Source organism: Citrobacter sp. ANG330 (assembly GCF_047467925.1).
GTDB classification, from domain to species: domain Bacteria; phylum Pseudomonadota; class Gammaproteobacteria; order Enterobacterales; family Enterobacteriaceae; genus Citrobacter_A; species Citrobacter_A amalonaticus_G.
Genome location: NZ_JASJUI010000002.1, coordinates 142237 through 164936, shown reverse-complemented (window position 1 = coordinate 164936; position 22700 = coordinate 142237). Strand labels below are relative to the sequence as shown.

General features: G+C 52.7%; 25 protein-coding genes, 1 pseudogene and 1 other annotated feature. Of the genes and pseudogenes, 17 read left to right on the top strand and 9 right to left on the bottom strand.

Going from position 1 to position 22700, the window contains the following annotated elements; translation table 11 throughout:
- The first annotated feature begins 144 nt into the window (after positions 1-144).
- Positions 145-1830 carry a long-chain-fatty-acid--CoA ligase FadD gene (gene fadD, locus QNN88_RS06495; RefSeq protein WP_414239488.1) on the top strand — a complete coding sequence of 562 codons (1686 nt, stop codon included), beginning with the start codon at positions 145-147 and terminating at the stop codon, positions 1828-1830.
- A 107-nt stretch (positions 1831-1937) separates the two neighbouring features.
- Positions 1938-3065: a ribonuclease D gene (gene rnd, locus QNN88_RS06490; protein ID WP_414239487.1), complete on the top strand. Its 1128-nt coding sequence runs from the start codon at positions 1938-1940 to the stop codon at positions 3063-3065.
- A gap of 47 nt (positions 3066-3112) precedes the next feature.
- Here rnd and QNN88_RS06485 read toward each other — a convergent pair whose 3' ends face one another.
- On the bottom strand, positions 3113-4198 hold the full coding sequence (locus QNN88_RS06485) for a tartrate dehydrogenase (RefSeq protein WP_414239486.1): 1086 nt from the start codon (positions 4196-4198) through the stop codon (positions 3113-3115).
- Positions 4199-4301: 103 nt separating this feature from the next.
- Here QNN88_RS06485 and QNN88_RS06480 point away from each other — a divergent pair, with 103 nt between their 5' ends.
- The 5 genes and pseudogenes from QNN88_RS06480 to QNN88_RS06460 form a co-directional block, all read left to right on the top strand.
- Positions 4302-5219 carry a LysR substrate-binding domain-containing protein gene (locus QNN88_RS06480; protein ID WP_414239485.1) on the top strand — a complete coding sequence of 306 codons (918 nt, stop codon included), beginning with the start codon at positions 4302-4304 and terminating at the stop codon, positions 5217-5219.
- Between the two features lie 96 nt (positions 5220-5315).
- Positions 5316-5954, top strand: a complete 639-nt coding sequence (gene leuE, locus QNN88_RS06475; protein ID WP_414239484.1) for a leucine efflux protein LeuE — start codon at positions 5316-5318, stop codon at positions 5952-5954.
- A 175-nt stretch (positions 5955-6129) separates the two neighbouring features.
- Complete coding sequence (yeaR, locus tag QNN88_RS06470) at positions 6130-6492, top strand: DUF1971 domain-containing protein YeaR (protein WP_414239483.1); 363 nt, start codon at positions 6130-6132, stop codon at positions 6490-6492.
- Positions 6493-6494: 2 nt separating this feature from the next.
- Positions 6495-6677: a DUF1869 domain-containing protein gene (locus QNN88_RS06465; RefSeq protein ID WP_414239482.1), complete on the top strand. Its 183-nt coding sequence runs from the start codon at positions 6495-6497 to the stop codon at positions 6675-6677.
- Between the two features lie 21 nt (positions 6678-6698).
- A pseudogene (locus QNN88_RS06460) lies at positions 6699-6903 on the top strand (IS3 family transposase); the annotation flags it as partial.
- A gap of 62 nt (positions 6904-6965) precedes the next feature.
- On the opposite strand, the gene tcyP reads toward QNN88_RS06460, so the two are convergent.
- The 4 genes from tcyP to hxpB all read right to left on the bottom strand — a co-directional run bounded on the left by tcyP (position 6966) and on the right by hxpB (position 10746).
- A complete protein-coding gene (gene tcyP / locus QNN88_RS06455) occupies positions 6966-8357 on the bottom strand; it encodes a cystine/sulfocysteine:cation symporter (RefSeq protein WP_414239481.1) in 1392 nt (463 codons plus the stop codon).
- A gap of 132 nt (positions 8358-8489) precedes the next feature.
- On the bottom strand, positions 8490-9080 hold the full coding sequence (locus QNN88_RS06450; RefSeq protein WP_414239480.1) for a metal-dependent hydrolase: 591 nt from the start codon (positions 9078-9080) through the stop codon (positions 8490-8492).
- A gap of 95 nt (positions 9081-9175) precedes the next feature.
- Positions 9176-9937 carry a 2-dehydro-3-deoxy-D-gluconate 5-dehydrogenase KduD gene (kduD, locus tag QNN88_RS06445; protein WP_414239479.1) on the bottom strand — a complete coding sequence of 254 codons (762 nt, stop codon included), beginning with the start codon at positions 9935-9937 and terminating at the stop codon, positions 9176-9178.
- A gap of 140 nt (positions 9938-10077) precedes the next feature.
- Positions 10078-10746: a hexitol phosphatase HxpB gene (hxpB, locus tag QNN88_RS06440; RefSeq protein WP_414239478.1), complete on the bottom strand. Its 669-nt coding sequence runs from the start codon at positions 10744-10746 to the stop codon at positions 10078-10080.
- Between the two features lie 137 nt (positions 10747-10883).
- On the opposite strand from hxpB, the gene QNN88_RS06435 reads away from it, so the two are divergent.
- Positions 10884-11420 (top strand): YniB family protein, encoded by a 537-nt coding sequence (locus tag QNN88_RS06435; protein WP_414239477.1) that lies wholly within the window; start codon positions 10884-10886, stop codon positions 11418-11420.
- 46 nt (positions 11421-11466) lie between these two features.
- Here QNN88_RS06435 and QNN88_RS06430 read toward each other — a convergent pair whose 3' ends face one another.
- The 3 genes from QNN88_RS06430 to pfkB all read right to left on the bottom strand — a co-directional run bounded on the left by QNN88_RS06430 (position 11467) and on the right by pfkB (position 13756).
- Positions 11467-12327, bottom strand: a complete 861-nt coding sequence (locus QNN88_RS06430) for a fructosamine kinase family protein (RefSeq protein ID WP_414239476.1) — start codon at positions 12325-12327, stop codon at positions 11467-11469.
- Positions 12328-12433: 106 nt separating this feature from the next.
- The gene (gene ghoS / locus QNN88_RS06425) at positions 12434-12724 is read right to left on the bottom strand and encodes a type V toxin-antitoxin system endoribonuclease antitoxin GhoS (protein ID WP_414239475.1); all 291 of its coding nucleotides are present in this window, start codon (positions 12722-12724) and stop codon (positions 12434-12436) included.
- A 99-nt stretch (positions 12725-12823) separates the two neighbouring features.
- Positions 12824-13756, bottom strand: a complete 933-nt coding sequence (gene pfkB / locus QNN88_RS06420) for a 6-phosphofructokinase II (protein WP_414239474.1) — start codon at positions 13754-13756, stop codon at positions 12824-12826.
- A gap of 286 nt (positions 13757-14042) precedes the next feature.
- Between pfkB and QNN88_RS06415 the strand changes: the two genes are divergently transcribed.
- A complete protein-coding gene (locus QNN88_RS06415) occupies positions 14043-14801 on the top strand; it encodes a YdiY family protein (RefSeq protein WP_414239473.1) in 759 nt (252 codons plus the stop codon).
- A 138-nt stretch (positions 14802-14939) separates the two neighbouring features.
- Here the strand turns inward: QNN88_RS06415 and yniD are convergent, their stop codons facing one another.
- Entirely contained in the window at positions 14940-15047 is a 108-nt protein-coding gene (gene yniD, locus QNN88_RS06410; RefSeq protein WP_086512613.1) for a small membrane protein YniD, read from the bottom strand.
- 352 nt (positions 15048-15399) lie between these two features.
- On the opposite strand from yniD, the gene thrS reads away from it, so the two are divergent.
- From thrS to ihfA, 8 genes are all read left to right on the top strand, one after another.
- Positions 15400-17328 (top strand): threonine--tRNA ligase, encoded by a 1929-nt coding sequence (thrS, locus tag QNN88_RS06405; protein ID WP_043000876.1) that lies wholly within the window; start codon positions 15400-15402, stop codon positions 17326-17328.
- Between the two features lie 3 nt (positions 17329-17331).
- The gene (gene infC / locus QNN88_RS06400; protein ID WP_071843507.1) at positions 17332-17874 is read left to right on the top strand and encodes a translation initiation factor IF-3; all 543 of its coding nucleotides are present in this window, start codon (positions 17332-17334) and stop codon (positions 17872-17874) included.
- Positions 17875-17969: 95 nt separating this feature from the next.
- Positions 17970-18167: a 50S ribosomal protein L35 gene (gene rpmI, locus QNN88_RS06395; RefSeq protein WP_003030583.1), complete on the top strand. Its 198-nt coding sequence runs from the start codon at positions 17970-17972 to the stop codon at positions 18165-18167.
- Positions 18168-18284: 117 nt separating this feature from the next.
- Entirely contained in the window at positions 18285-18641 is a 357-nt protein-coding gene (gene rplT, locus QNN88_RS06390) for a 50S ribosomal protein L20 (protein ID WP_000124850.1), read from the top strand.
- A 119-nt stretch (positions 18642-18760) separates the two neighbouring features.
- Positions 18761-18883, top strand: a sequence feature (Phe leader region).
- Positions 18766-18810, top strand: a complete 45-nt coding sequence (gene pheM / locus QNN88_RS06385; protein ID WP_001386830.1) for a pheST operon leader peptide PheM — start codon at positions 18766-18768, stop codon at positions 18808-18810. (Overlaps the previous feature by 45 nt.)
- A 62-nt stretch (positions 18884-18945) precedes the next feature.
- Positions 18946-19929 carry a phenylalanine--tRNA ligase subunit alpha gene (gene pheS, locus QNN88_RS06380; RefSeq protein WP_044265459.1) on the top strand — a complete coding sequence of 328 codons (984 nt, stop codon included), beginning with the start codon at positions 18946-18948 and terminating at the stop codon, positions 19927-19929.
- A 15-nt stretch (positions 19930-19944) separates the two neighbouring features.
- Positions 19945-22332 (top strand): phenylalanine--tRNA ligase subunit beta, encoded by a 2388-nt coding sequence (pheT, locus tag QNN88_RS06375; protein ID WP_414239472.1) that lies wholly within the window; start codon positions 19945-19947, stop codon positions 22330-22332.
- 4 nt (positions 22333-22336) lie between these two features.
- On the top strand, positions 22337-22636 hold the full coding sequence (ihfA, locus tag QNN88_RS06370) for an integration host factor subunit alpha (RefSeq protein WP_001229265.1): 300 nt from the start codon (positions 22337-22339) through the stop codon (positions 22634-22636).
- Positions 22637-22700 lie beyond the last annotated feature (64 nt).

Genomic DNA, 22700 nt, shown 5'->3' with positions numbered 1-22700 from the left:
CATAACAAAAATAAATAGTGACGCGCTTCGCAACCTTTCAGATGAGTAATTAATAAACTGGTACGCTGAGTTAATATTATGTTAACGACTTGTTTATTATCTGGGGTTGAGATGACGACGAACACTCATTTTAGAGGTGATGCAGTGAAGAAGGTTTGGCTAAACCGTTATCCCGCAGATGTGCCTGCGGAGATCAATCCTGACCGTTATCAATCCCTGGTAGAACTGTTTGAACAGTCTGTCGCGCGTTATGCCGATCAACCTGCCTTCGTTAACATGGGGGAGGTGATGACCTTCCGTAAGCTGGAGGAGCGCAGCCGCGCCTTTTCTGCTTACCTGCAACAGGGACTGGGGCTGAAAAAAGGCGACCGCGTCGCGCTGATGATGCCGAACCTGTTGCAATATCCGGTGGCGCTGTTTGGTATATTGCGTGCCGGGATGATCGTGGTGAACGTCAACCCGCTTTACACTCCGCGTGAGCTGGAGCATCAGCTAAACGACAGCGGCGCGGCGGCGATTGTAATTGTCTCCAACTTTGCCCATACCCTGGAAAAGGTGGTAGACAAAACCAGCGTGAAGCACGTCATTCTGACGCGAATGGGCGATCAGCTCTCGACAGCCAAAGGCACCCTGGTGAACTTCGTTGTGAAGTACATCAAACGCCTGGTGCCGAAATACCATCTGCCGGATGCGATCTCTTTTCGCAGTGCGCTGCACGCCGGTTACCGTATGCAGTATGTTAAGCCGGAAGTGGTTTCTGAGGATCTGGCGTTTTTGCAGTACACCGGCGGAACGACCGGGGTGGCGAAAGGGGCGATGCTGACGCACCGCAACATGCTGGCCAACCTGGAACAGGTGAAAGCCACTTACGGACCGCTTTTGCATCCAGGTAAAGAACTGGTGGTGACTGCGTTGCCGCTGTACCACATTTTTGCCCTGACCATGAACTGCCTGCTGTTCATTGAGCTGGGCGGGCAGAATCTGCTGATCACCAACCCGCGTGATATTCCGGGTCTGGTAAAAGAGTTGGCGAAGTACCCGTTTACCGCGATGACTGGCGTCAACACCCTGTTTAATGCGCTGCTGAACAACAAAGAGTTCCAGCAACTGGATTTCTCCACGCTGCATCTTTCTGCGGGCGGCGGCATGCCGGTACAACAGGCGGTGGCAGAACGCTGGGTGAAGCTGACGGGACAATACTTGCTTGAAGGATATGGACTGACCGAGTGCGCGCCGCTGGTCAGCGTTAACCCGCACGATATTGATTATCACAGCGGCAGCATTGGCCTGCCGGTGCCATCGACCGAAGCTAAACTGGTGGATGACGATGACAATGAAGTCTCACCGGATCAGCCGGGAGAACTGTGCGTAAAAGGGCCACAGGTGATGCTGGGCTACTGGCAGCGTCCGGATGCGACTGATGAAATCATTAAAAACGGCTGGCTGCACACCGGGGATATCGCCGTGATGGACGATGAAGGCTTCCTGCGCATTGTCGATCGTAAGAAAGATATGATTCTGGTCTCCGGCTTTAACGTTTATCCGAACGAGATCGAAGATGTGGTGATGCAGCATCCGGGCGTGCTGGAAGTGGCTGCGGTCGGTGTCCCCTCCGGCAGCAGCGGTGAAGCGGTGAAGATTTTTGTGGTCAAGAAAGACGCGTCGCTGACCGATGAGGCGCTGGTTACGTTCTGTCGCCGCCAGCTTACTGGCTATAAAGTGCCGAAGCTGGTGGAATTTCGCGATGAACTGCCGAAATCAAACGTCGGCAAAATTTTACGTCGAGAATTGCGTGACGAAGCCCGCGCCAAAGTGGACAATAAGGGTTGAGCGTTTAACCACAAAGAAGGAAGAACCACGCTTTTTCCTTCTTTATCAGCAATCTGACGCCGGGTGAATCCGGCGTTTTTTTTGGCGTAAACCGAAGAGAATGCAATTTGAATTACCAAATGATCACCACTGACGACGCACTGGCGACCCTGTGCGAAGCGGTCCGTGCGTTTCCTGCGATTGCCCTGGATACCGAATTTGTTCGTACCCGCACCTATTATCCGCAACTGGGTCTGATCCAGCTGTTTGACGGCGAACATGTCGCACTGATCGATCCACTCGGCATTAACGACTGGTCGCCACTGAAGGCGATTCTGCGCGATACCGCCATCACCAAGTTTTTGCACGCGGGCAGTGAAGATCTGGAAGTCTTTCTGAATGCATTTGGCGAACTGCCGCAGCCGCTGATCGACACCCAAATCCTGGCCGCATTTTGCGGCCGTCCGCTGTCGTGGGGATTTGCCTCGATGGTAGAAGAGTACACCGGCGTGGCGCTGGATAAGAGCGAGTCACGTACCGACTGGCTGGCGCGTCCGCTCAGTGAACGTCAGTGCGAATATGCTGCTGCCGATGTCTGGTATTTGTTACCGATTGCCGGGAAACTGATGGCGGAAACCGAAGCCGCAGGCTGGCTGCCTGCGGCGCTGGATGAGTGTCGCCTGATGCAAACCCGGCGTCAGGACATCCTGGCGCCCGAAGAGGCCTGGCGCGATATCACCAACGCCTGGCAGTTACGCACGCGTCAGTTGGCCTGTCTGCAACTGCTTGCCGACTGGCGTTTACGTAAAGCGCGCGAGCGCGATCTGGCCGTTAACTTCGTGGTTCGTGAAGAGCATCTGTGGGCCGTGGCGCGCTATATGCCGGGCAGCATGGGCGAACTCGACAGTCTGGGGCTTTCCGGTAGTGAAATTCGCTTCCACGGCAAAACGCTGCTCTCGCTGGTTGCCAAAGCGCAGGCGTTGCCGGAAGAGGCGCTACCGGAACCGCTGCTGAATCTGATGGACATGCCGGGTTATCGCAAAGCGTTTAAGGCAATTAAAGCACTGGTGACCGACGTGAGTGCGGAACATCACGTCAGCGCAGAGCTGTTGGCCTCGCGTCGCCAGATTAACCAGTTACTCAACTGGCACTGGAAATTAAAACCGCAAAGTACGCAACCCGAACTGATCTCTGGCTGGCGGGCGGCGTTAATGGCAGAGAAGCTCACCGCGTTGCTGCAGGAGTATCCGCAGTAAGCGACTCTTGCCGCCGGATGCCGTTAACCGCATCCGGCGCGATGGCTTTACGACGTCAGCACCTTACAAATCGCCTCGCCGACCTGCTGCGTTGAGGCGCTGCCCTTCAGATCCGGCGTTTTCGGTCCGTTGGTAATCACCTGTTCAATCGCGGCCAGAATCCCGTCATGCGCGGCGGTGTATTTCGCTTCTCCTGCGCCGAGGAAATCCAGCATCATCGCCCCCGCCCAGATGGTCGCAATCGGATTCGCGATATTCTTGCCGTAAATATCTGGTGCTGAACCATGCACCGGTTCGAACAACGACGGGAACGCGCGTTCAGGATTCAGGTTGGCCGAGGGGGCAATGCCGATGGTGCCGGTACAGGCCGGGCCGAGATCGGAAAGAATGTCACCAAACAGGTTCGAGGCGACCACCACGTCGAAGCGCTCCGGCTGCATCACAAAACGGGCGCAAAGAATATCAATGTGCTGCTTGTCCCAGCGGATATCGGGATAGTGCTGCGCCATGGCCTCTACGCGTGTATCCCAGAACGGCATACTGATTGCCAGACCGTTGGATTTGGTCGCCGACGTCAGCGTTTTCCGCGGGCGACTTTGGGCTAATTCAAACGCATAGCGCAGAATGCGATCCACGCCCCGGCGGGTGAACACGGACTCCTGAATGACCACCTCATGCTCGGTGCCCGGGTTAATATGTCCGCCCAGCGAAGAGTATTCCCCTTCGGTGTTTTCACGCACGACGTAGAAATCGATGTCGCCCGGTTTCTTCCCGGCCAGCGGGCAGGGCACGCCGGGGAAGAGGCGGACCGGGCGCAGGTTCACGTATTGATCAAATTCCCGACGAAATTTCAGCAGTGAGCCCCACAGGGAAATATGGTCCGGAACCGTCTCCGGCCAGCCGACGGCACCAAAGTAAATGGCGTCAAAGGAGGATAACTGCTCGCGCCAGTCATCCGGCATCATTTTCCCGTGCTCAAGGTAATAATCACAGCTGGCCCATTCGAACGTCTCAACGCTGAGCGAGAGGTCCCAGCGTCTGGCGGCGGCCTGCAATACGCGGAGGCCTTCAGGCAGCACTTCCTTACCGATTCCATCACCGGCAATGGCGGCAATACGACAGGTTTTCTTCATACCAGTTCTCACTTGTAGGGTAGCGAAATTGACTTCTCCCTTATCCTATAATTGACTGAACGACAGTTAATCTCCCTAACTGGTGAAACATAAAACACAGATCATGAATAATCCTCCTTTGCTGACTGATTTACGCGTCTTTCTTCTGGTCGCCCGTCGGGCAGGATTCGCTGCCGTCGCCCAGGAGCTGGGCGTCTCACCAGCGTATGTCAGTAAACGCATTGCGCTGCTTGAGCAGAACCTGAATGTGGTTTTGCTGCACCGCACCACGCGTCGCGTCACCATTACGGAAGAGGGGGAGCGTATCTATGAGTGGGCGCAGCGTATTCTGCATGATGTCGATCAGATGATGGATGAACTCTCTGATGTCCGTCAGGTTCCGCAAGGGATGCTGCGAATCATCAGTAGTTTTGGTTTTGGTCGACAGGTTGTGGCACCTGCGCTGTCCGCCCTGGCAAGACAGTATCCGCAACTGGAGTTGCGCTTTGATGTGGAAGACCGGTTGGTGGATTTGGCCAATGAAGGTGTCGATCTCGATATCCGTATTGGCGATGACATTGCGCCGAATTTAATCGCCCGCAAGCTGGGGACTAACTATCGAATCCTCTGTGCATCCCCCTCGTTCCTGGCGCAGCACGGTACGCCAAAGCAGCTTGCCGATCTTGCTACCAGTTCCTGCTTAGTGATCAAAGAGCGCGACCATCCCTTCGGGATCTGGCAATTGCAGAATAAAGAGGGGGCGCACGCCATTAAGGTGACCGGGCCGCTGTCATCGAATCATGGTGAGATTGTGCATCAATGGTGTCTGGACGGACAGGGGATTGCGCTGCGCTCCTGGTGGGATGTCTGCGATAACATTGCCAGCGGTCATCTGGTGCATGTCCTGCCGGAGTATTACCAGCCGGCCAATATCTGGGCGGTGTATGTTTCACGACTGGCGACGTCGGCCAAAGTGCGTATTACGGTGGAATTTTTGCGCCGCTATTTTGCCGAGCGCTATCCGACATTCTCGCTGAAATAAAGCTGCTGGCGTAAGCGCTTCCCTTGAGCGGGTGCATCCGTTAGCATATTGTTTCGCGGCTAAGCGCAAAAGTGGTCTAAGGAAGAAGAGGTTAACGTGTTTGCAGAGTATGGCGTACTGAATTATTGGACTTACCTGGTCGGTGCTATTTTTATTGTCCTGGTTCCGGGGCCGAACACGATATTTGTGCTGAAAAACAGCGTCGGACGTGGCGTGAAGGGCGGTTACCTGGCGGCAAGTGGTGTATTTATTGGCGATGCGGTGCTCATGTTTCTGGCGTATGCCGGAGTGGCGACACTGATTAAAACGACGCCAGTGCTGTTTAATATCGTCCGTTATCTCGGTGCCTTTTACCTGCTCTATCTGGGGGCAAAAATCCTCTATGCCACGCTTAAAGCCAAAGCCGGCGAAACGGCGGAGGAAGCGGTTCCTTTTGGCGCCATTTTTAAACGCGCGCTGGTCTTGAGCCTGACGAACCCAAAAGCCATTCTGTTCTACGTCTCTTTCTTTGTGCAGTTCATTGATGTGAATGCCCCCCATGCGGGACTGTCATTCTTTATTTTAGCGATCACGCTTGAAGTGGTGAGCTTCTGCTACCTGAGTTTCCTGATTATCTCAGGGGCTTTTGTCACCCAGTACATTCGTACCAAAAAGAAACTGGCGAAGGTCGGAAACTCACTGATCGGCCTGATTTTTGTCGGTTTCGCTGCGCGACTGGCAACTCTACAGTCGTAATCCTTGTGGCCCGCCTGGCGGCGGGCTATCGTATTGTTCGCTCATAAATTCCTCCCCTGCTATGTAAAAATAGATAACTAATAAAAGGTATTTTAAATGCCATTTATGAAGCGTAACCTTTCCGGAACAGCGGTTTACTCACGACCGCATCATACCGACGGGAAGAGGGAAGGACATGCTTCAGATTCCACAAAACCATATCCACACACGAGCTACTCCGTTCTGGAACAAAGAAACGGCACCTGCCGGAATTTTCGAACGCCACCTTGATAAAGGAACCCGACCGGGCGTTTACCCACGTCTGTCGGTGATGCAGGGAGCGGTCAAATATCTCGGGTATGCGGATGAACACAGTCCAGAAGCCGAAACAGTGATGATCATCGAAGCGGGCCAGTTTGGCGTGTTCCCACCACAAAAGTGGCACAACATTGAAGTGATGAGCGATGACACGTATTTCAATATCGACTTTTTCGTCGCGCCGGAAGTTCTGATGGAAAGCGCGAATCAACGAAAAGTCATTCATAGCGGGGAAAAATAATCATGAGTAAAGCAACCTATACCGTCACCGTGACGAATAACAGCAATGGCGTCTCTGTTGATTACGAAACCGAAGCACCAATGACTTTACTGATACCTGACGTCGCCGCTGAAGTGGTGAAAGATCTCGTCAATACCGTGCGTTCCTACGATACGGAAAATGAGCACGACGTCTGCGGCTGGTAAGCGGCGCCACGCAGAAAAATCCAACGTGGCAACTGCCGTGATAATGCGATGGCAGAAATATTCTTCAGTTCACTCAAAAAGAACGTATCCGCAAGAGGATAGATAAAACCCGGGACATGGCCCGGGCGGATATTTTCGAAAACATTGACTGTGTTATAACCGGTCCCGACGCCACAGTCACCCTGGTGGCGTCAGCCAGGAGGCCTTCGAAAAGGCCTCAGCGTGAGAACAGAAACGGCCTGGCGGAGCGAGGTTACTCTTCAGGGCGGTTTTCTGTTTCAGGGACGTTTAGTGATGCGCCAGTTCGGCGTCGTCTTCACTATCCAGAATGGCTTTATCGGTTTGCTTCAGCCACTGGCTGGCCAGCGTACCGGCAGTCATCGAACCGCTGACGTTCAGCGCGGTACGTCCCATGTCGATCAGCGGCTCAACGGAGATGAGCAGCGCCACCAGCGTGACAGGCAATCCCATCGCCGGCAGAACGATCAGCGCCGCGAAGGTGGCGCCACCACCGACACCCGCTACCCCGGCGGAACTTATCGTCACAATCCCGACCAGCGTTGCAATCCAGACAGGATCCAGTGGGTTAATGCCTACCGTCGGCGCCACCATCACTGCCAGCATCGCCGGGTACAAACCGGCACAGCCGTTCTGACCAATCGTCGCACCAAAGGAGGCCGCGAAGCTGGCGATAGATTCTGGCACGCCCAGGCGGCGGGTTTGCGCTTCCACATTCAGCGGAATAGAAGCCGCGCTGGAGCGGCTGGTAAAGGCGAAGGTCAGAACCGGCCACACTTTGCGGAAGTACTTGAGCGGGCTTACGCCGTTTACGCCCAGCAGTATGCCGTGGACGACGAACATAATGCCCAGACCGAGATAAGAGGCGACGACAAAGCTGCCCAGCTTAATGATGTCCTGCAGGTTGGAACCGGCCACCACCTTAGTCATCAGCGCCAGGACCCCGTAAGGGGTTAACTGCATGACCAGACGAACCAGTTTCATCACCCAGCTTTGCAGTGTGTCGATTGCGGTCAGCACGCGTTCGCCTTTCGGCGCGTCATCTTTCAGTAATTTCAGTGCCGCGACACCGAGGAAGGCGGCAAAAATGACCACGCTGATGATAGACGTCGGGTTCGCGCCAGTCAGATCGGCAAACGGGTTTTTCGGTACAAACGAAAGAACCAACTGCGGGACACTGAGATCGGCCACTTTGCCGACATAGTTCGTTTCAATGGCATTCAGACGCGCCGTTTCTGCGCCGCCCTGAACCAGACCTTCAGCAGTCAGACCAAACAGGTTAGTGACCAGCACGCCGACCAGCGCCGCAATCAGCGTGGTAAAGAGCAGAGTACCGATGGTCAGGAAGCTGATCTTACCTAACTGCGAGGCGTTATGCAGACGGGCAACCGCGCTCAGGATCGAGGCGAAGACCAGCGGCATGACGATCATTTGCAGCAGTTGAACATAGCCGTTACCGACAATGTTGAACCACTGAACGGAATCTTTCAGAACCTGACTGTCGGAACCATAAATGGTATGCAGGGCAAGGCCAAAGACCACACCCATTACCAGACCGACCAGTACTTTCTTTGCCAGACTCCACTGTTTGTGGCGGGTTTGCGCCAGCACAAACAGCAGAATAACGAACACCACGATGTTCGCGATTAATGGAAAATTCATCCCCGTTCTCCTGATTTTATTATTCGTCTCGCTGTGTCACAGCGATCCTGTTGCCGCAAGGTTAGCAGAACTGTGACCTGGCTCTTATATTCAAATGGAATTGTTTATATCAAAAACGCGTATTTCGCCGATTTACTCATCAATTTGATGCTTTATAAAGCGATTGAACTGCCATTGCAGTGTGTTAATCATATCGGAAGACCAGCGAACTGCACTGTTCTGGGGCAGAGTTTGTGGCATCCATACCGCCCAGGCAAACAGCGCCATACAGAGAAATCGCTCCAGTTGATTGCCTTTCTGCGGGACCAGAATGGGCAGGCGAAAGCGCCAGCGGCAGGGCCATAGCAGGGGGACACCGGCAGGCGTCAGCATATCCGCGGCAATGTGGCTCAGATAACCCACCACCATCCCCTGTAGCGCATCGGCAGGGATAACCCAGGTCTCCGGGACTTTCAGATAGAAGGTAGCCAGCAGCGCAAAGACCGCCAGCAGGCTGTGAGTGAAGCCACGGTGCCCGAAGGCGCGCGCGATCGGTTTCGAAACCCATTTCAGACGCTGTCCAAGAAACGACTTTGGGTGATCGATATCCGGCAGCAGACAGGTCAGAATAGCGGAGGGAACAATATGCCACCAGTCACCCTGTGCAAGCACGGGCGTTAGCTCCGCGTTTTTAGCGAACACCGCGCAGGCAATGGAAAAGAGGAGGTGACCTTCCGCCGTCATGATAAAACCTGATAAACTGTGAATTCGTACAGTATAGGATTTTTATACAGTGGGCGGAAGTGGTGACGTTGTAACTCTTTGTCAATAATGCGCGTTTATCGCGCTAACCAACCGCCGTCGACGGCAAGCGTAAAGCCGTTAATGTAATCTGCTGCCTTCGAGGCGAGGAAGACGACCGGGCCCTGGAGATCGTCCGGCGTTCCCCAGCGACCTGCCGGGATCCGATCGATAATCTCTTTATTGCGTTCTGCATCTTCCCGTAGCTGTTGGGTATTGTTGGTCGCCATATAGCCGGGGGCAATGGCGTTAACGTTAATCTGATGCTGCGCCCACTCGTTGGCTAACAATCGGGTAATGCCCAGCACGCCGCTCTTTGAGGCCGTATAAGACGGAACGCGAATGCCGCCCTGAAATGACAGCATCGATGCAATATTAATGATTTTACCGCCCTGACCTTGCGCGAGGAACTGCCGCGCCACGGCCTGAGAGAGAAAAAAGAGCGACTTGAGATTCAGGTTCATCACGTCGTCCCAGTCCTTTTCACTAAAATTGAGCGCGTCTTCGCGACGAATGGTTCCGGCGTTGTTCACCAGAATGTCGATGCGCCCGAATTTCTCTACCGCCTGGGCGACAACGCTCGCAATGACTTCCTGCTGGCTTAGATCGGCCTGGATGGCAAAGAAGCGGCGCCCCAGCGCTTCTACCCTGGCGGCGGTGTCATGGGGAACCTTGCGGTTTACGCCAACGATGTCACAACCGGCTTGCGCCAGTGCAACCGTCATCCCTTGTCCAAGTCCGGTATCGCAACCCGTGACAACAGCGACTTTACCTGCAAGACAAAATGCATCCAGAATCATAATGACCTCGGCTAACTGTTTTTATCTGTTATGTGCCCTGAAAGAAGGATAGGAGAGGCGCGTGAGGAATGCAATTAAAATGAAACGCTGTTTTAATTTTAATTGAGAAAACGGGCAAGAGTAACATTGCCCGTTGCCGATCAGCCGCGTAAATCGGTGACGGTCAATTCCGTGAGTGAATTAAGTTTGACGTCAGCAAGAATGTACCGTGGATCGTGCCGTACTTCTTTGTCGGGTACGACGATGGAGCGCATCCGTGCGGCTTTAGATGCCACCATACCGTTGACGGAATCTTCCAGCGCCACACAGCATAACGGGTCAACGCTCAGTTTAGCCGCGCAGTCGATGTAAACCTGTGGATGCGGTTTGCTGTAGGGCAGTTTTTCCGCCGAGGCGAGGGCATCAAAGCTTTCCCGCAGGTCGAACATAGCCAGAACTTTTTCCAGCATATGCAGAGGAGACGCTGATGCCAGTCCCACCTTCAGTCCTTGCGCTTTACACAACGCGATAGCTTCTTTGACGCCCGGTAACAGTGGACGTGTCTCTTCGACCAGAGCAATAGCACGCGTAATAACGCGATCGGTCACCTCCTGGCGACTCGGCCCGTTCCACGGTTGCTGAGCAAACCAGAGATCGACAACCATATCGATGCGCAGCCCCAGCGTATCCGGGAGCTCATATCGACGAGTGATATCGACGCCGACACTGGCCAGCACCTCCAGTTCTGCACGATCCCACAGCGGTTCGGAATCAATCAGCAATCCATCCATATCAAAGATTGCCGCAAGAATTTGACGCGGGGTTGACATCACAACCTCTCCTGTTAAGCATTTTATGTAAGGTATTCGGCATTAAAGCCTATCATAACGTTTTTAAAGATCGGGCGAAAACGGTAATCACCGGGTAGACTTAAGCCAAAACGACGCGTCTTTATCAAGGGGAACTCATGACGTATCAACAAGCTGGACGCATAGCAATACTAAAAAGGATCTCAGGATGGGTGATATTTATTCCGGCGCTTCTTTCCACGCTCATTTCAGCCCTGAAATTTATGTATGCGCACAGCGAAAAGCAGGAAGGGATTAACGCAGTGATGCTCGATTTTACCCACGTCATGATTGATATGATGCGGGTAAATACGCCGTTTCTGAACCTGTTCTGGTACAACTCGCCGACACCGGATTTTCAGAATAGCCTGAACATTCTGTTCTGGTTGATATTTGCGCTGATTTTTGTCGGGCTGGCGATGCAGGATTCCGGTGCGCGGATGAGCCGCCAGGCGCGGTTTTTACGGGAAGGCGTCGAAGATCAGTTGATTCTTGAAAAAGCCAAAGGCAGCGAAGGACTTACGCGCGAACAGATCGAATCACGGATCGTGGTGCCGCATCATACGATTTTTCTGCAATTTTTCCCGCTCTACATTTTGCCAGTGATTATCATCATTCTCGCCTATGTGTTCTTTTCTCTGTTAGGGTTTATCTAAGTGCGAAGGCCGCCAGCAGGCGGCCTTATATGGCTTCGGGATTTGCCTATGCGGCTAACAGCCTGTCCATGGCCTTCTGCGCGATCACCAGATGTTGACCGCCAAACAGTCTTGCCCGATTGAGTAAGGTATACAGTTGATACACCGGTTGCCGGTCGAGAAAATCTACCGGCAGCGGCGATACCGACTGATAACCATCATAAATCTGCGGCGGCTGTTCGGTATGCAGCGGCAACATCGCCAGATCGCACTCTCTGTCGCCCCAGTAACAGGCCGGATCAAACAGATACGGTCCGTCCGGCCCCAGCGCGCAGTTACCGGACCACAAATCGCCGTGCAACAACGACGGCTGTGGCTGATGGGAGGAGAGACGCTGCTGAACGTGTTCTACGATGGCGTCAATATTGCCAAAGGCAATGCCTTTTTCCGCTGCTAGCTCAAGTTGCCAGCCAATACGCTGTTCGGCAAAGAAGGTCGACCAGCGGCGCTGCCATGCATTGGGTTGTGGGGTAGTGGAGAGCGCGTTATCAAAATCTAGCCCAAACTGCGGCTGATCGCTCCATTCATGCAGGTGGGCAAGCTGCTGCCCCAGAATAAACGCGCTATGCGCATCCAGCAGGCGGGGAGGGAGATAATCCATCACCAGAAAGCTGTAATCACGGTCTGCGCCCACCGCCCACACTTTGGGGACCGTCACCGTATGGCTGCGTGATAACAGTTCTAATTGATCGGCTTCTGCCGTGAAGCCAGGAAGCAGTTCCCGCTCATCACATTTAACGAAGAAATCGCGTCCCGCGTAGCGCAAATGCCATGCGGCATGAATTTCTCCGCCAGGCAGTTCGTTACGCAGTTCGATTTCGCCTTCACCGAGTTGCTCGCTTAAAAGACGACTGATAGCCTGCCACATGATGTCTCTCCCCATGTTGTCTGCCAGATCATAAGGTTAGCGCAAAGATGCGGTTAAAAAACACGAACTAACGCACACCGTGGACGTGTTTTCGTGGTAATGGCATTTATTTTTCCCCGGGCTCCCACTCTTCCCATGTTTCAACGGTTAACTCTGGCGCTTTCTTTAGCGCGCTTTCTGCAAGGCCGGCAGCGAGCGCTTTTACCTCTTCTTTGCTCTGGGCGCTAATTAGCCCAAAGGTATTGGTTCCCAGCTCATGAATATTTCCCTCATCGTCCGTAAGGGTGAGCAGGAAACCGGCGCGGGTGAGATGGTTATTCAGTTCGTTAATTTCCGTTAAGGAGTCTTCGTGAAACCTGACGGTAATGACATATCGGGTAACATCGCCACTGGCCATTTGGCACCTCTTTGTAATCTCATGAGTTTGTAGCATAGACGCTGAACGCGTATGCCGACAGGTTTGGCTGAGATTCCCCCTCGAAAAGAGGGGGATACATTATGGCTGATTCAGGTAAGCGTAGATTTTTTGCGTATCGTCGTGGGAACACAGACGCGTTCCCTGGTTGAGGGTCGCGGCACTGCCAGCCGCAACGCCAAAGCGCACCATCTCCTCAAGCGAGGCGCCTTCAGCCAGTTTGAGGGTCATCGCGCCTACCATGCTGTCGCCCGCGCCAACGGTACTCTGGCTTTTTACCGGCGGGGGAACCACCTGCACACAGGTTTTGCTGTCCACGCCGAGCGCCCCCTGAGGACCGAGGGAGACGACAACGCGCTTTGCTTTACCACTGTGGATGATTTCCTGCGCCGCTTTACGGACATCGTCAGGTTGCGTCAGTTCACGATTAACCAGCGCACTCAGCTCTTTCTGGTTGGGTTTCACCAGTTCAATGTTGCCAATCGCCAACGCTGCCGTCAGCGCGTCGCCGGAACTGTCTATGATGCAGCGAATCCCCTGTTTCTGTGCGGCGGTAATTAACTGGCTGAGCTTTTCGACTTTTATACCCGGCGGTAAACTGCCGCTGATCACCAGAATGGCGCCGGACTCAATTTCCAGCACCTGTTCTTCTATCTGGCGAAACTCATCATCATTCAGCGCCGCGCCGGGCATCACAAAGCGATACTGCTCGCCGCTGGATTCAACATGAACGTGCAGGTTCTGACGCGTCCAGTCTTTTGCATCAATGGTCGCGACCGGAACGTTTTCATCAGCGAGCAGGGCCACCAGATGTTCACCGGTTGCGCCGCCAACGGGGAAAATGGCGGTCGCCGTTCCGCCCAGATGGGCAATAGCGCGGGCGACATTAATGCCACCGCCGCCAGGTTCAAATACCGGGGCCGTACAACGGAGTTTCCCTTCGGGATAGATTTGCGGGGTGATCGTTGCGCTATCGAGAGAGGGCGCAAGCGTCAACGTATAGATACGTACCATGGTTACCTCCTGTTAGGCTGCATTCAGTCTGGCACCGAATAGCCCCAAAGTGAAGACATTAACAATATGATTAATTAAAGCTTATTTATTTAATTTGCCGTAAGGTTATATAAATATTTAATTGTTTTGAGAGCGTTCTTATTCAAAAAATGAAATAAGAATTCATTGCTATGTTATTCGAGCCTTTTTATAATTTGTTACCTTTCCTGGGTCGTTTGTCATTGATCCCTCTGAAAGTTTCCGGGACCGTTATGGTCTCTTTTTTTGTTGTACGGACTCTTTATAAATGAAGCTTTTAAAGACAGTTCCCGCTGCCGTTTTGCTGGCGGGGGGCGTGTTTGCGTCGTTGTATGCAACTGCCGATGATTCCGTTTTTACTGTCATGGATGACCCCTCAAGTGCGAAGAAACCTTTCGAAGGCAATCTCAACGCCGGTTACCTTGCACAGTCAGGCAACACGAAAAGTTCTTCCTTGACCGCAGACACTACGATGACCTGGTATGGACAAACAACAGCCTGGTCACTGTGGGGAAATGCGAGCAATACGTCTTCCAACGATGAACGCTCTTCAGAGAAATATGCAGTGGGGGGGCGTAGCCGTTACAATGTGACCGATTATGATTACCTTTTCGGCCAGGCGAGTTGGCTGACGGACCGTTATAACGGCTACCGTGAGCGCGACGTCTTCACCGCCGGTTATGGTCGCCAGTTCCTTAATGGTCCTGTACATAGCTTCCGTTTTGAATTCGGTCCGGGTGTACGTTACGACGAACATACTGATGGCACGACGGAAACGCAGCCGTTGGGCTATGCTTCTGGCGCGTACGCATGGCAGATTTCAGACAACACGAAATTCACGCAAGGCGTGTCGGTATTTGGTGCCGAAGATACGACGCTGAACTCCGAAACGGCGCTGAATGTGGCAATTAACGAGCATTTTGGCCTGAAGGTGGCGTACAACGTGACGTGGAACTCCGAACCGCCGGAAACGGCGCCAGAGCACACAGACAGACGTACAACCGTCTCTCTGGGCTATCGGATGTAAGCTGAGGCCAGACTGTTCTCCAGTCTGGCTTTTTTTATTACAGAGCACGGATGATGAGTTGCTCATCATTACCTGATATCCAGAATGTCTACTTCGCCAGAATCTTAACAACTGACACCACGGGTCGTAGTTCCGACTCTATCCCCAAATCATTGCCGCCCAGCGTAGTAATAACATTGCGCCACAGATGACGATCAGGACGACCACCATTTTCCAGTGTTTTTTGGCGAAGCGATTTGATGGCATCATTTATTTCCTGACGGTTTCAGACGGTTAATCCTAGTGTAACAAATCTGTCAGGCCAGCAGTGAAGGGATATGCATGTTGTCTCCTGGCAAATTGTGAGGAAAACGAGAGAGACAGCGAAAACGTCATGATTCAGCCCAATATAAAACAGAAGGGTGCATTCTCCCTTTTTTTAGTGTTACCATCGTTCGACCACATTACCTTATTCGCGCAGCGAAAGCGGATGTGTTCCAGATTGTGTACCAATTTAGCAATTGTTGGTTAGATGGCTGCACAACTCACTGTAAACAAATAAATTTTCTCTTTGTATGTGATCTTGCGTATGGGTCACCACTGCAAATAAGGACATAACATGCCAGTTATTACTCTTCCTGATGGCAGTCAACGCCATTACGACCACGCTGTAAGCCCTATGGATGTTGCGCTGGACATTGGTCCAGGTCTGGCGAAAGCTACCCTCGCTGGCCGCGTTAATGGCGAGCTGGTTGATGCTTCTGACCTGATCGAAAATGATGCGACGCTCTCTATCATCACCGCAAAAGATGAAGAAGGGCTGGAGATCATTCGTCACTCCTGTGCGCACCTGTTAGGTCATGCGATCAAACAACTTTGGCCGAATACTAAAATGGCTATCGGTCCGGTTGTCGACAATGGTTTCTACTATGACGTGGATCTTGACCGAACGTTGACCCAGGAAGATATCGATGCGCTCGAGAAGCGGATGCACGAGCTCGCTGAGAAAAATTACGACGTCATTAAGAAGAAAGTCAGCTGGCACGAAGCGCGCGAAACCTTCGTGAAGCGTGGCGAGATTTATAAAGTCTCTATTCTTGATGAAAACATTGCCCATGATGACAAACCTGGTTTGTATCATCATGAAGAATATGTCGATATGTGCCGCGGTCCGCACGTGCCGAATATGCGCTTCTGCCATCACTTTAAACTGATGAAAACCGCAGGCGCGTACTGGCGTGGCGATAGCGACAACAAGATGCTGCAGCGTATCTACGGAACGGCCTGGGCAGATAAAAAGGCCCTCAGCGCTTATCTGCAACGTCTGGAAGAAGCGGCAAAACGTGACCACCGTAAAATCGGTAAGCAGCTTGACCTGTATCACATGCAGGAAGAAGCGCCGGGTATGGTGTTCTGGCATAACGACGGCTGGACTATTTTCCGCGAACTGGAAGTCTTTGTGCGCTCCAAGCTCAAAGAGTATCAGTATCAGGAAGTGAAGGGCCCGTTCATGATGGACCGTGTGCTGTGGGAAAAAACCGGGCACTGGGACAACTACAAAGATGCGATGTTCACCACCTCTTCTGAGAACCGTGAATACTGCATCAAGCCGATGAACTGCCCGGGTCACGTGCAGATTTTTAATCAGGGCCTGAAATCCTACCGCGACCTGCCGCTGCGTATGGCGGAGTTCGGTAGCTGCCACCGTAACGAGCCGTCAGGCGCGCTGCATGGTCTGATGCGTGTACGTGGCTTCACCCAGGATGATGCGCATATCTTCTGTACTGAAGAGCAAATCCGCGATGAAGTTAACGCATGTATCCGTATGGTCTACGATATGTACAGTACATTTGGCTTCGAGAAGATCGTCGTCAAACTTTCCACTCGTCCTGAAAAACGTATTGGCAGCGACGAAATGTGGGATCGTGCTGAGGCGGACCTGGCTGTCGCACTGGAAGAAAATAATATCCCGTTTGAATATCAACTGGGTGAAGGTGCGTTCTACGGTCCGAAAATTGAATTTACCCTGTATGACTGCCTCGATCGTGCATGGCAGTGCGGTACTGTACAGCTGGACTTCTCTCTGCCGTCTCGTCTGAGCGCCTCTTATGTGGGCGAAAACAACGAGCGTCAGGTGCCGGTAATGATTCACCGCGCAATTCTTGGGTCTATGGAACGTTTCATCGGTATCCTGACTGAAGAGTTCGCAGGCTTCTTCCCAACCTGGCTTGCGCCGGTTCAGGTAGTGGTCATGAACATTACCGATTCACAGTCTGAATACGTTAACGAATTGACGCAGAAACTACAAAATGCGGGTATTCGAGTAAAAGCAGACTTGAGAAATGAGAAGATTGGCTTTAAAATCCGCGAGCACACTTTACGTCGTGTCCCTTATATGTTGGTCTGTGGTGATAAAGAAGTGGAAGCAGGCAAAGTTGCCGTTCGCACTCGCCGCGGGAAAGACCTGGGCAGCCTGGACGTAAGTGAAGTGATTGAGAAGCTGCAACAAGAGATTCGCAGCCGCAGTCTTCAACAACTGGAGGAATAAGGTATTAAAGGCGGAAAACGAGTTCAAACGGCACGTCCGAATCGTATCAATGGCGAGATTCGCGCCCAGGAAGTTCGCTTAACAGGTCTGGAAGGTGAAGCTCTGGGTATTGTGAGTCTGAGAGAAGCGATCGAAAAAGCTGAAGAAGCTGGAGTAGATTTAGTTGAAATCAGCCCTAACGCCGAACCGCCAGTTTGTCGTATCATGGACTACGGCAAGTTCCTTTATGAAAAGAGTAAATCTTCTAAGGAACAGAAGAAAAAGCAAAAAGTTATCCAGGTTAAGGAAATCAAATTCCGTCCTGGTACCGACGATGGCGATTATCAGGTAAAACTCCGCAGCCTGATTCGCTTTCTGGAAGATGGCGATAAGGCCAAGATCACACTGCGTTTCCGCGGTCGTGAGATGGCCCACCAACAGATTGGTATGGAAGTGCTGACGCGCGTCCGTGACGATCTGAGTGAACTGGCAGTAGTCGAATCCTTCCCAACGAAGATCGAAGGCCGCCAGATGATCATGGTGCTCGCTCCCAAGAAGAAACAGTAGGCCTTCAAGTAGTATTTCCTGTGGAGCCTTTGGGCTTCACAGGTTTTTCTCGCCTGGGTTTCATTTATTAACAATGCGAAGTGGAAGTTATTAAAATGCCAAAAATTAAGACCGTACGCGGTGCTGCTAAGCGCTTCAAAAAAACCGGTGGTGGTGGATTTAAGCGTAAGCACGCAAACCTGCGTCATATTCTGACCAAAAAATCAACTAAGCGTAAACGTCACCTGCGTCCAAAAGGCCTGGTTTCTAAAGGCGATCTGGGTCTGGTTATCGCGTGCCTGCCGTACGCATAAGCCGTTAACGATTTTTTAATTTTTTACGCCCAATAGATTTCGCATTATCGCAAGGCAGTCAACGCCGCGAGAATGTGAAGGATGAAGGGCAAATCAGAATAGATACAGGAGAGCACTATGGCTCGCGTAAAACGTGGTGTAATTGCACGCGCACGTCACAAGAAAATTTTGAAACAAGCCAAAGGTTACTACGGTGCGCGTTCTCGCGTATACCGCGTTGCCTTCCAGGCCGTCATCAAAGCAGGTCAGTATGCTTACCGTGACCGTCGTCAACGTAAGCGTCAGTTCCGTCAACTGTGGATTGCGCGTATCAACGCAGCAGCACGTCAGAACGGTATTTCTTACAGCAAATTCATCAACGGCCTGAAAAAAGCCTCTGTTGAAATCGACCGTAAGATCCTGGCTGACATCGCCGTATTCGACAAAGTAGCGTTCACCGCGCTGGTCGAAAAAGCGAAAGCAGCTCTGGCTTAAGCCAGTGAAAAGAGGGAGCCTGGCTCCCTCTCTTTTATTTGTTGTGCCGTCAATGAGTTGACAATTGATCCGTAACCCTTTTCAATAAAGGTTCTCCGGTTTTACCATACAAGGTAACGCAAGCATGAATGCTGCTATTTTCCGCTTCTTTTTTTACTTTAGCACCTGACTCCGGGAGGCTAGCGCGTGAAAGAAGAAACGAAAAACAGCGCAAAAAGCCTCCTGATGGAGGCTTTTTTTGTGCCCGAAATAGAGAGATTACGTTCAACGAACCGGTGTCTTCACCGACACAATGAGGAAAACCATGTCACATCTCGCAGAACTGGTAGCCAGTGCGAAGGCGGCCATTAACCAGGCGTCAGATGTTGCCGCATTAGACAATGTGCGCGTCGAATATTTGGGCAAAAAAGGGCACCTGACCCTTCAGATGACGACTCTGCGCGAGCTGCCAGCTGAAGAGCGTCCTGCAGCCGGTGCGGTGATTAACGAAGCGAAAGAGCAGGTACAGCAGGCGCTCAATGCGCGTAAAGCGGATCTGGAAAACGCCGCGCTGAATGCGCGTCTGGCAGCGGAAACCATTGATGTTTCACTGCCGGGTCGCCGCATTGAAAACGGCGGCCTGCATCCGGTTACCCGTACCATCGATCGCATTGAAAGCTTCTTTGGTGAGCTTGGCTTTACCGTGGCAACCGGCCCGGAAATCGAAGATGACTACCACAACTTCGATGCGCTGAATATTCCTGGTCACCACCCGGCTCGCGCCGATCACGACACCTTCTGGTTTGACGCGACGCGTCTGCTGCGTACCCAGACATCCGGCGTACAGATCCGTACCATGAAAGATCAGCAGCCGCCGATTCGTATTATCGCGCCGGGTCGCGTGTATCGTAACGACTATGATCAGACGCACACCCCGATGTTCCATCAGATGGAAGGCCTGATTGTCGATACCAATATCAGCTTTACCAACCTGAAAGGGACGCTGCACGACTTCCTGCGTAACTTCTTTGAAGAAGATCTGCAGATTCGCTTCCGTCCTTCTTATTTCCCGTTCACAGAACCGTCTGCAGAAGTGGACGTGATGGGTAAAAACGGCAAATGGCTGGAAGTGCTGGGTTGCGGGATGGTGCATCCGAACGTACTGCGTAACGTCGGTATCGACCCGGAAATCTACTCAGGCTTTGCGTTTGGGATGGGGATGGAGCGTCTGACCATGTTGCGTTACGGTGTCACGGACCTGCGTGCGTTCTTCGAAAACGATCTGCGTTTCCTCAAACAGTTTAAATAAAGGCAGGATAAAACAATGAAATTCAGTGAACTGTGGTTACGCGAGTGGGTTAACCCGGCTATCGATATCGACGCGCTGTCGAATCAAATCACCATGGCAGGTCTGGAAGTTGACGGTGTTGAAGCGGTCGCCGGTGCATTTAACGGCGTCGTCGTGGGTGAAGTGGTTGAATGCGGCCAGCACCCGAATGCGGACAAACTGCGCGTGACGAAAGTTAACGTTGGCGGTGAGCGTCTGTTGGATATCGTTTGCGGCGCGCCAAACTGCCGCCAGGGGCTGAAAGTGGCCGTGGCGACCATTGGCGCAGTTTTGCCGGGTGATTTCAAAATTAAAGCGGCTAAGCTGCGTGGTGAACCGTCTGAAGGCATGCTCTGCTCCTTCTCCGAACTGGGTATCTCCGACGATCACAGCGGCATTATTGAACTGCCGGCCGATGCGCCGATCGGCACCGACATCCGCGAATACCTGAAGCTTGATGACAACACTATCGAAATCAGCGTCACCCCGAACCGTGCTGACTGCTTAGGCATCATCGGTATCGCCCGTGACGTGGCGGTGCTGAACAAAGCGCCGCTGGTTGAGCCGGAAATCACGCCAGTTGCGGCAACCATCAGCGATGTTCTGCCGATTACCGTAGAAGCCACCAACGCCTGCCCGCGCTATCTGGGCCGCGTAGTGAAGGGCATCAACGTGAAAGCGCCAACACCGCTGTGGATGAAAGAAAAGCTGCGTCGCTGCGGTATCCGCTCCATCGATGCGGTGGTTGACGTGACCAACTATGTGCTGCTCGAACTGGGCCAGCCGATGCACGCCTTTGATAAAGACCGCATTGAAGGCGGGATTGTCGTTCGCATGGCGAAAGAGGGTGAAACGCTGGTGCTGCTTGATGGCAGCGAAGCGAAGCTGAATGCGGATACGCTGGTGATTGCCGATCATAATAAAGCGCTGGCGATGGGCGGCATCTTTGGTGGTGAACATTCTGGCGTGAATGATGAAACGCAAAACGTGTTGCTGGAATGTGCGTTTTTCAGCCCGTTGTCGATTACCGGTCGTGCGCGCCGTCATGGCCTGCATACCGATGCGTCTCACCGCTATGAGCGCGGTGTGGATCCGGCTCTGCAGTACAAAGCGATGGAACGTGCCACCCGTCTGCTGATTGACATCTGTGGCGGCGAAGCTGGCCCAATCATTGATATGACGGATGAAGCGACGCTGCCGAAGCGCGCCACCATTACGCTGCGTCGTAGCAAACTGGATCGCCTGATTGGTCATCATATTGCCGATGAGCAGGTGAGCGACATTCTGCGTCGTCTGGGTTGTGACGTGACGGAAGGCGAAGGCCAATGGCAGGCTGTGGCGCCGAGCTGGCGTTTCGACATGGAAATTGAAGAAGACCTGGTTGAAGAAGTCGCCCGCGTTTATGGCTACGACAACATCCCGGACGAACCTATTCAGGCTGGCCTGATCATGGGGACGCACCGTGAGGCGGACTTGTCGCTCAAGCGTGTGAAAACGCTGTTGAATGACAAAGGCTATCAGGAAGTCATTACTTACAGCTTTGTTGACCCGAAAGTGCAGCAGTTGCTCCATCCGGGTGAAGAGGCGCTGTTGCTGCCAAGTCCAATCTCCATCGACATGTCGGCCATGCGCCTGTCGCTGTGGACAGGATTACTGGCAACGGTAGTGTATAACCAGAATCGCCAGCAGAACCGTGTGCGTATTTTTGAAAGCGGCTTGCGCTTTGTGCCAGATACCCAGGCCAACCTGGGCATTCGTCAGGATCTGATGCTGGCGGGCGTTATTTGCGGTAATCGTTACGATGAACACTGGGACCTGGCAAAAGAGACCGTTGATTTCTATGATTTGAAAGGCGATCTGGAAGCCGTGCTGGATCTGACCGGTAAACTTGCTGACGTTCAGTTCCGTGCAGAAGTCAATCCGGCACTGCATCCTGGACAGTCTGCAGCGATTTATCTGAAAGGTGAACGCATTGGTTTCATTGGTGTTGTTCATCCTGAGCTGGAACGTAAGCTGGATCTCAACGGTCGTACACTGGTGTTCGAACTGGAGTGGAACAAGCTCGCAGACCGCGTGGTGCCTCAGGCGCGCGAGATTTCACGCTTCCCGGCGAACCGTCGCGACATCGCTGTGGTCGTCGCAGAAAACGTTCCCGCTGCCGATATTTTATCCGAGTGTAAGAAAGTTGGCGTAAATCAGGTAGTTGGCGTAAACTTATTTGACGTGTACCGTGGTAAGGGTGTTACGGAGGGGTATAAGAGCCTCGCCATTAGCCTGATCCTTCAGGATACCAGCCGTACACTCGAAGAAGAGGAGATTGCCGCTACCGTCGCCAAATGTGTAGAGGCATTAAAAGAGCGATTCCAGGCATCATTGAGGGATTGAACCTATGGCGCTTACAAAAGCTGAAATGTCAGAATATCTGTTTGATAAGCTTGGGCTTAGCAAGCGGGATGCCAAAGAACTGGTCGAACTGTTTTTCGAAGAGATCCGTCGTGCTCTGGAAAACGGTGAGCAGGTAAAACTCTCTGGTTTTGGTAACTTCGATCTGCGTGATAAGAATCAACGCCCGGGACGTAACCCGAAAACGGGCGAAGATATTCCCATTACAGCACGGCGCGTGGTGACCTTCAGACCCGGACAGAAGTTGAAGAGCCGGGTCGAAAACGCTTCGCCCAAAGATGAGTAATCAGATCTAACTAAAAAGGCCGCTTTTGCGGCCTTTTTTCTTTTCTGCGGGGATGTCGCACCGT

Coding starts and splice junctions, on each gene's coding strand:
- QNN88_RS06485 (WP_414239486.1), bottom strand. CDS start 4,198: ATGAAGAAAACCTGTCGTATTGCCGCCATTGCCGGTGATGGAATCGGT.
- QNN88_RS06480 (WP_414239485.1), top strand. CDS start 4,302: ATGAATAATCCTCCTTTGCTGACTGATTTACGCGTCTTTCTTCTGGTC.
- yeaR (WP_414239483.1), top strand. CDS start 6,130: ATGCTTCAGATTCCACAAAACCATATCCACACACGAGCTACTCCGTTC.
- QNN88_RS06465 (WP_414239482.1), top strand. CDS start 6,495: ATGAGTAAAGCAACCTATACCGTCACCGTGACGAATAACAGCAATGGC.
- tcyP (WP_414239481.1), bottom strand. CDS start 8,357: ATGAATTTTCCATTAATCGCGAACATCGTGGTGTTCGTTATTCTGCTG.
- QNN88_RS06450 (WP_414239480.1), bottom strand. CDS start 9,080: ATGACGGCGGAAGGTCACCTCCTCTTTTCCATTGCCTGCGCGGTGTTC.
- kduD (WP_414239479.1), bottom strand. CDS start 9,937: ATGATTCTGGATGCATTTTGTCTTGCAGGTAAAGTCGCTGTTGTCACG.
- hxpB (WP_414239478.1), bottom strand. CDS start 10,746: ATGTCAACCCCGCGTCAAATTCTTGCGGCAATCTTTGATATGGATGGA.
- QNN88_RS06435 (WP_414239477.1), top strand. CDS start 10,884: ATGACGTATCAACAAGCTGGACGCATAGCAATACTAAAAAGGATCTCA.
- QNN88_RS06430 (WP_414239476.1), bottom strand. CDS start 12,327: ATGTGGCAGGCTATCAGTCGTCTTTTAAGCGAGCAACTCGGTGAAGGC.
- ghoS (WP_414239475.1), bottom strand. CDS start 12,724: ATGGCCAGTGGCGATGTTACCCGATATGTCATTACCGTCAGGTTTCAC.
- pfkB (WP_414239474.1), bottom strand. CDS start 13,756: ATGGTACGTATCTATACGTTGACGCTTGCGCCCTCTCTCGATAGCGCA.
- QNN88_RS06415 (WP_414239473.1), top strand. CDS start 14,043: ATGAAGCTTTTAAAGACAGTTCCCGCTGCCGTTTTGCTGGCGGGGGGC.
- yniD (WP_086512613.1), bottom strand. CDS start 15,047: ATGCCATCAAATCGCTTCGCCAAAAAACACTGGAAAATGGTGGTCGTC.
- thrS (WP_043000876.1), top strand. CDS start 15,400: ATGCCAGTTATTACTCTTCCTGATGGCAGTCAACGCCATTACGACCAC.
- rpmI (WP_003030583.1), top strand. CDS start 17,970: ATGCCAAAAATTAAGACCGTACGCGGTGCTGCTAAGCGCTTCAAAAAA.
- rplT (WP_000124850.1), top strand. CDS start 18,285: ATGGCTCGCGTAAAACGTGGTGTAATTGCACGCGCACGTCACAAGAAA.
- pheS (WP_044265459.1), top strand. CDS start 18,946: ATGTCACATCTCGCAGAACTGGTAGCCAGTGCGAAGGCGGCCATTAAC.
- pheT (WP_414239472.1), top strand. CDS start 19,945: ATGAAATTCAGTGAACTGTGGTTACGCGAGTGGGTTAACCCGGCTATC.
- ihfA (WP_001229265.1), top strand. CDS start 22,337: ATGGCGCTTACAAAAGCTGAAATGTCAGAATATCTGTTTGATAAGCTT.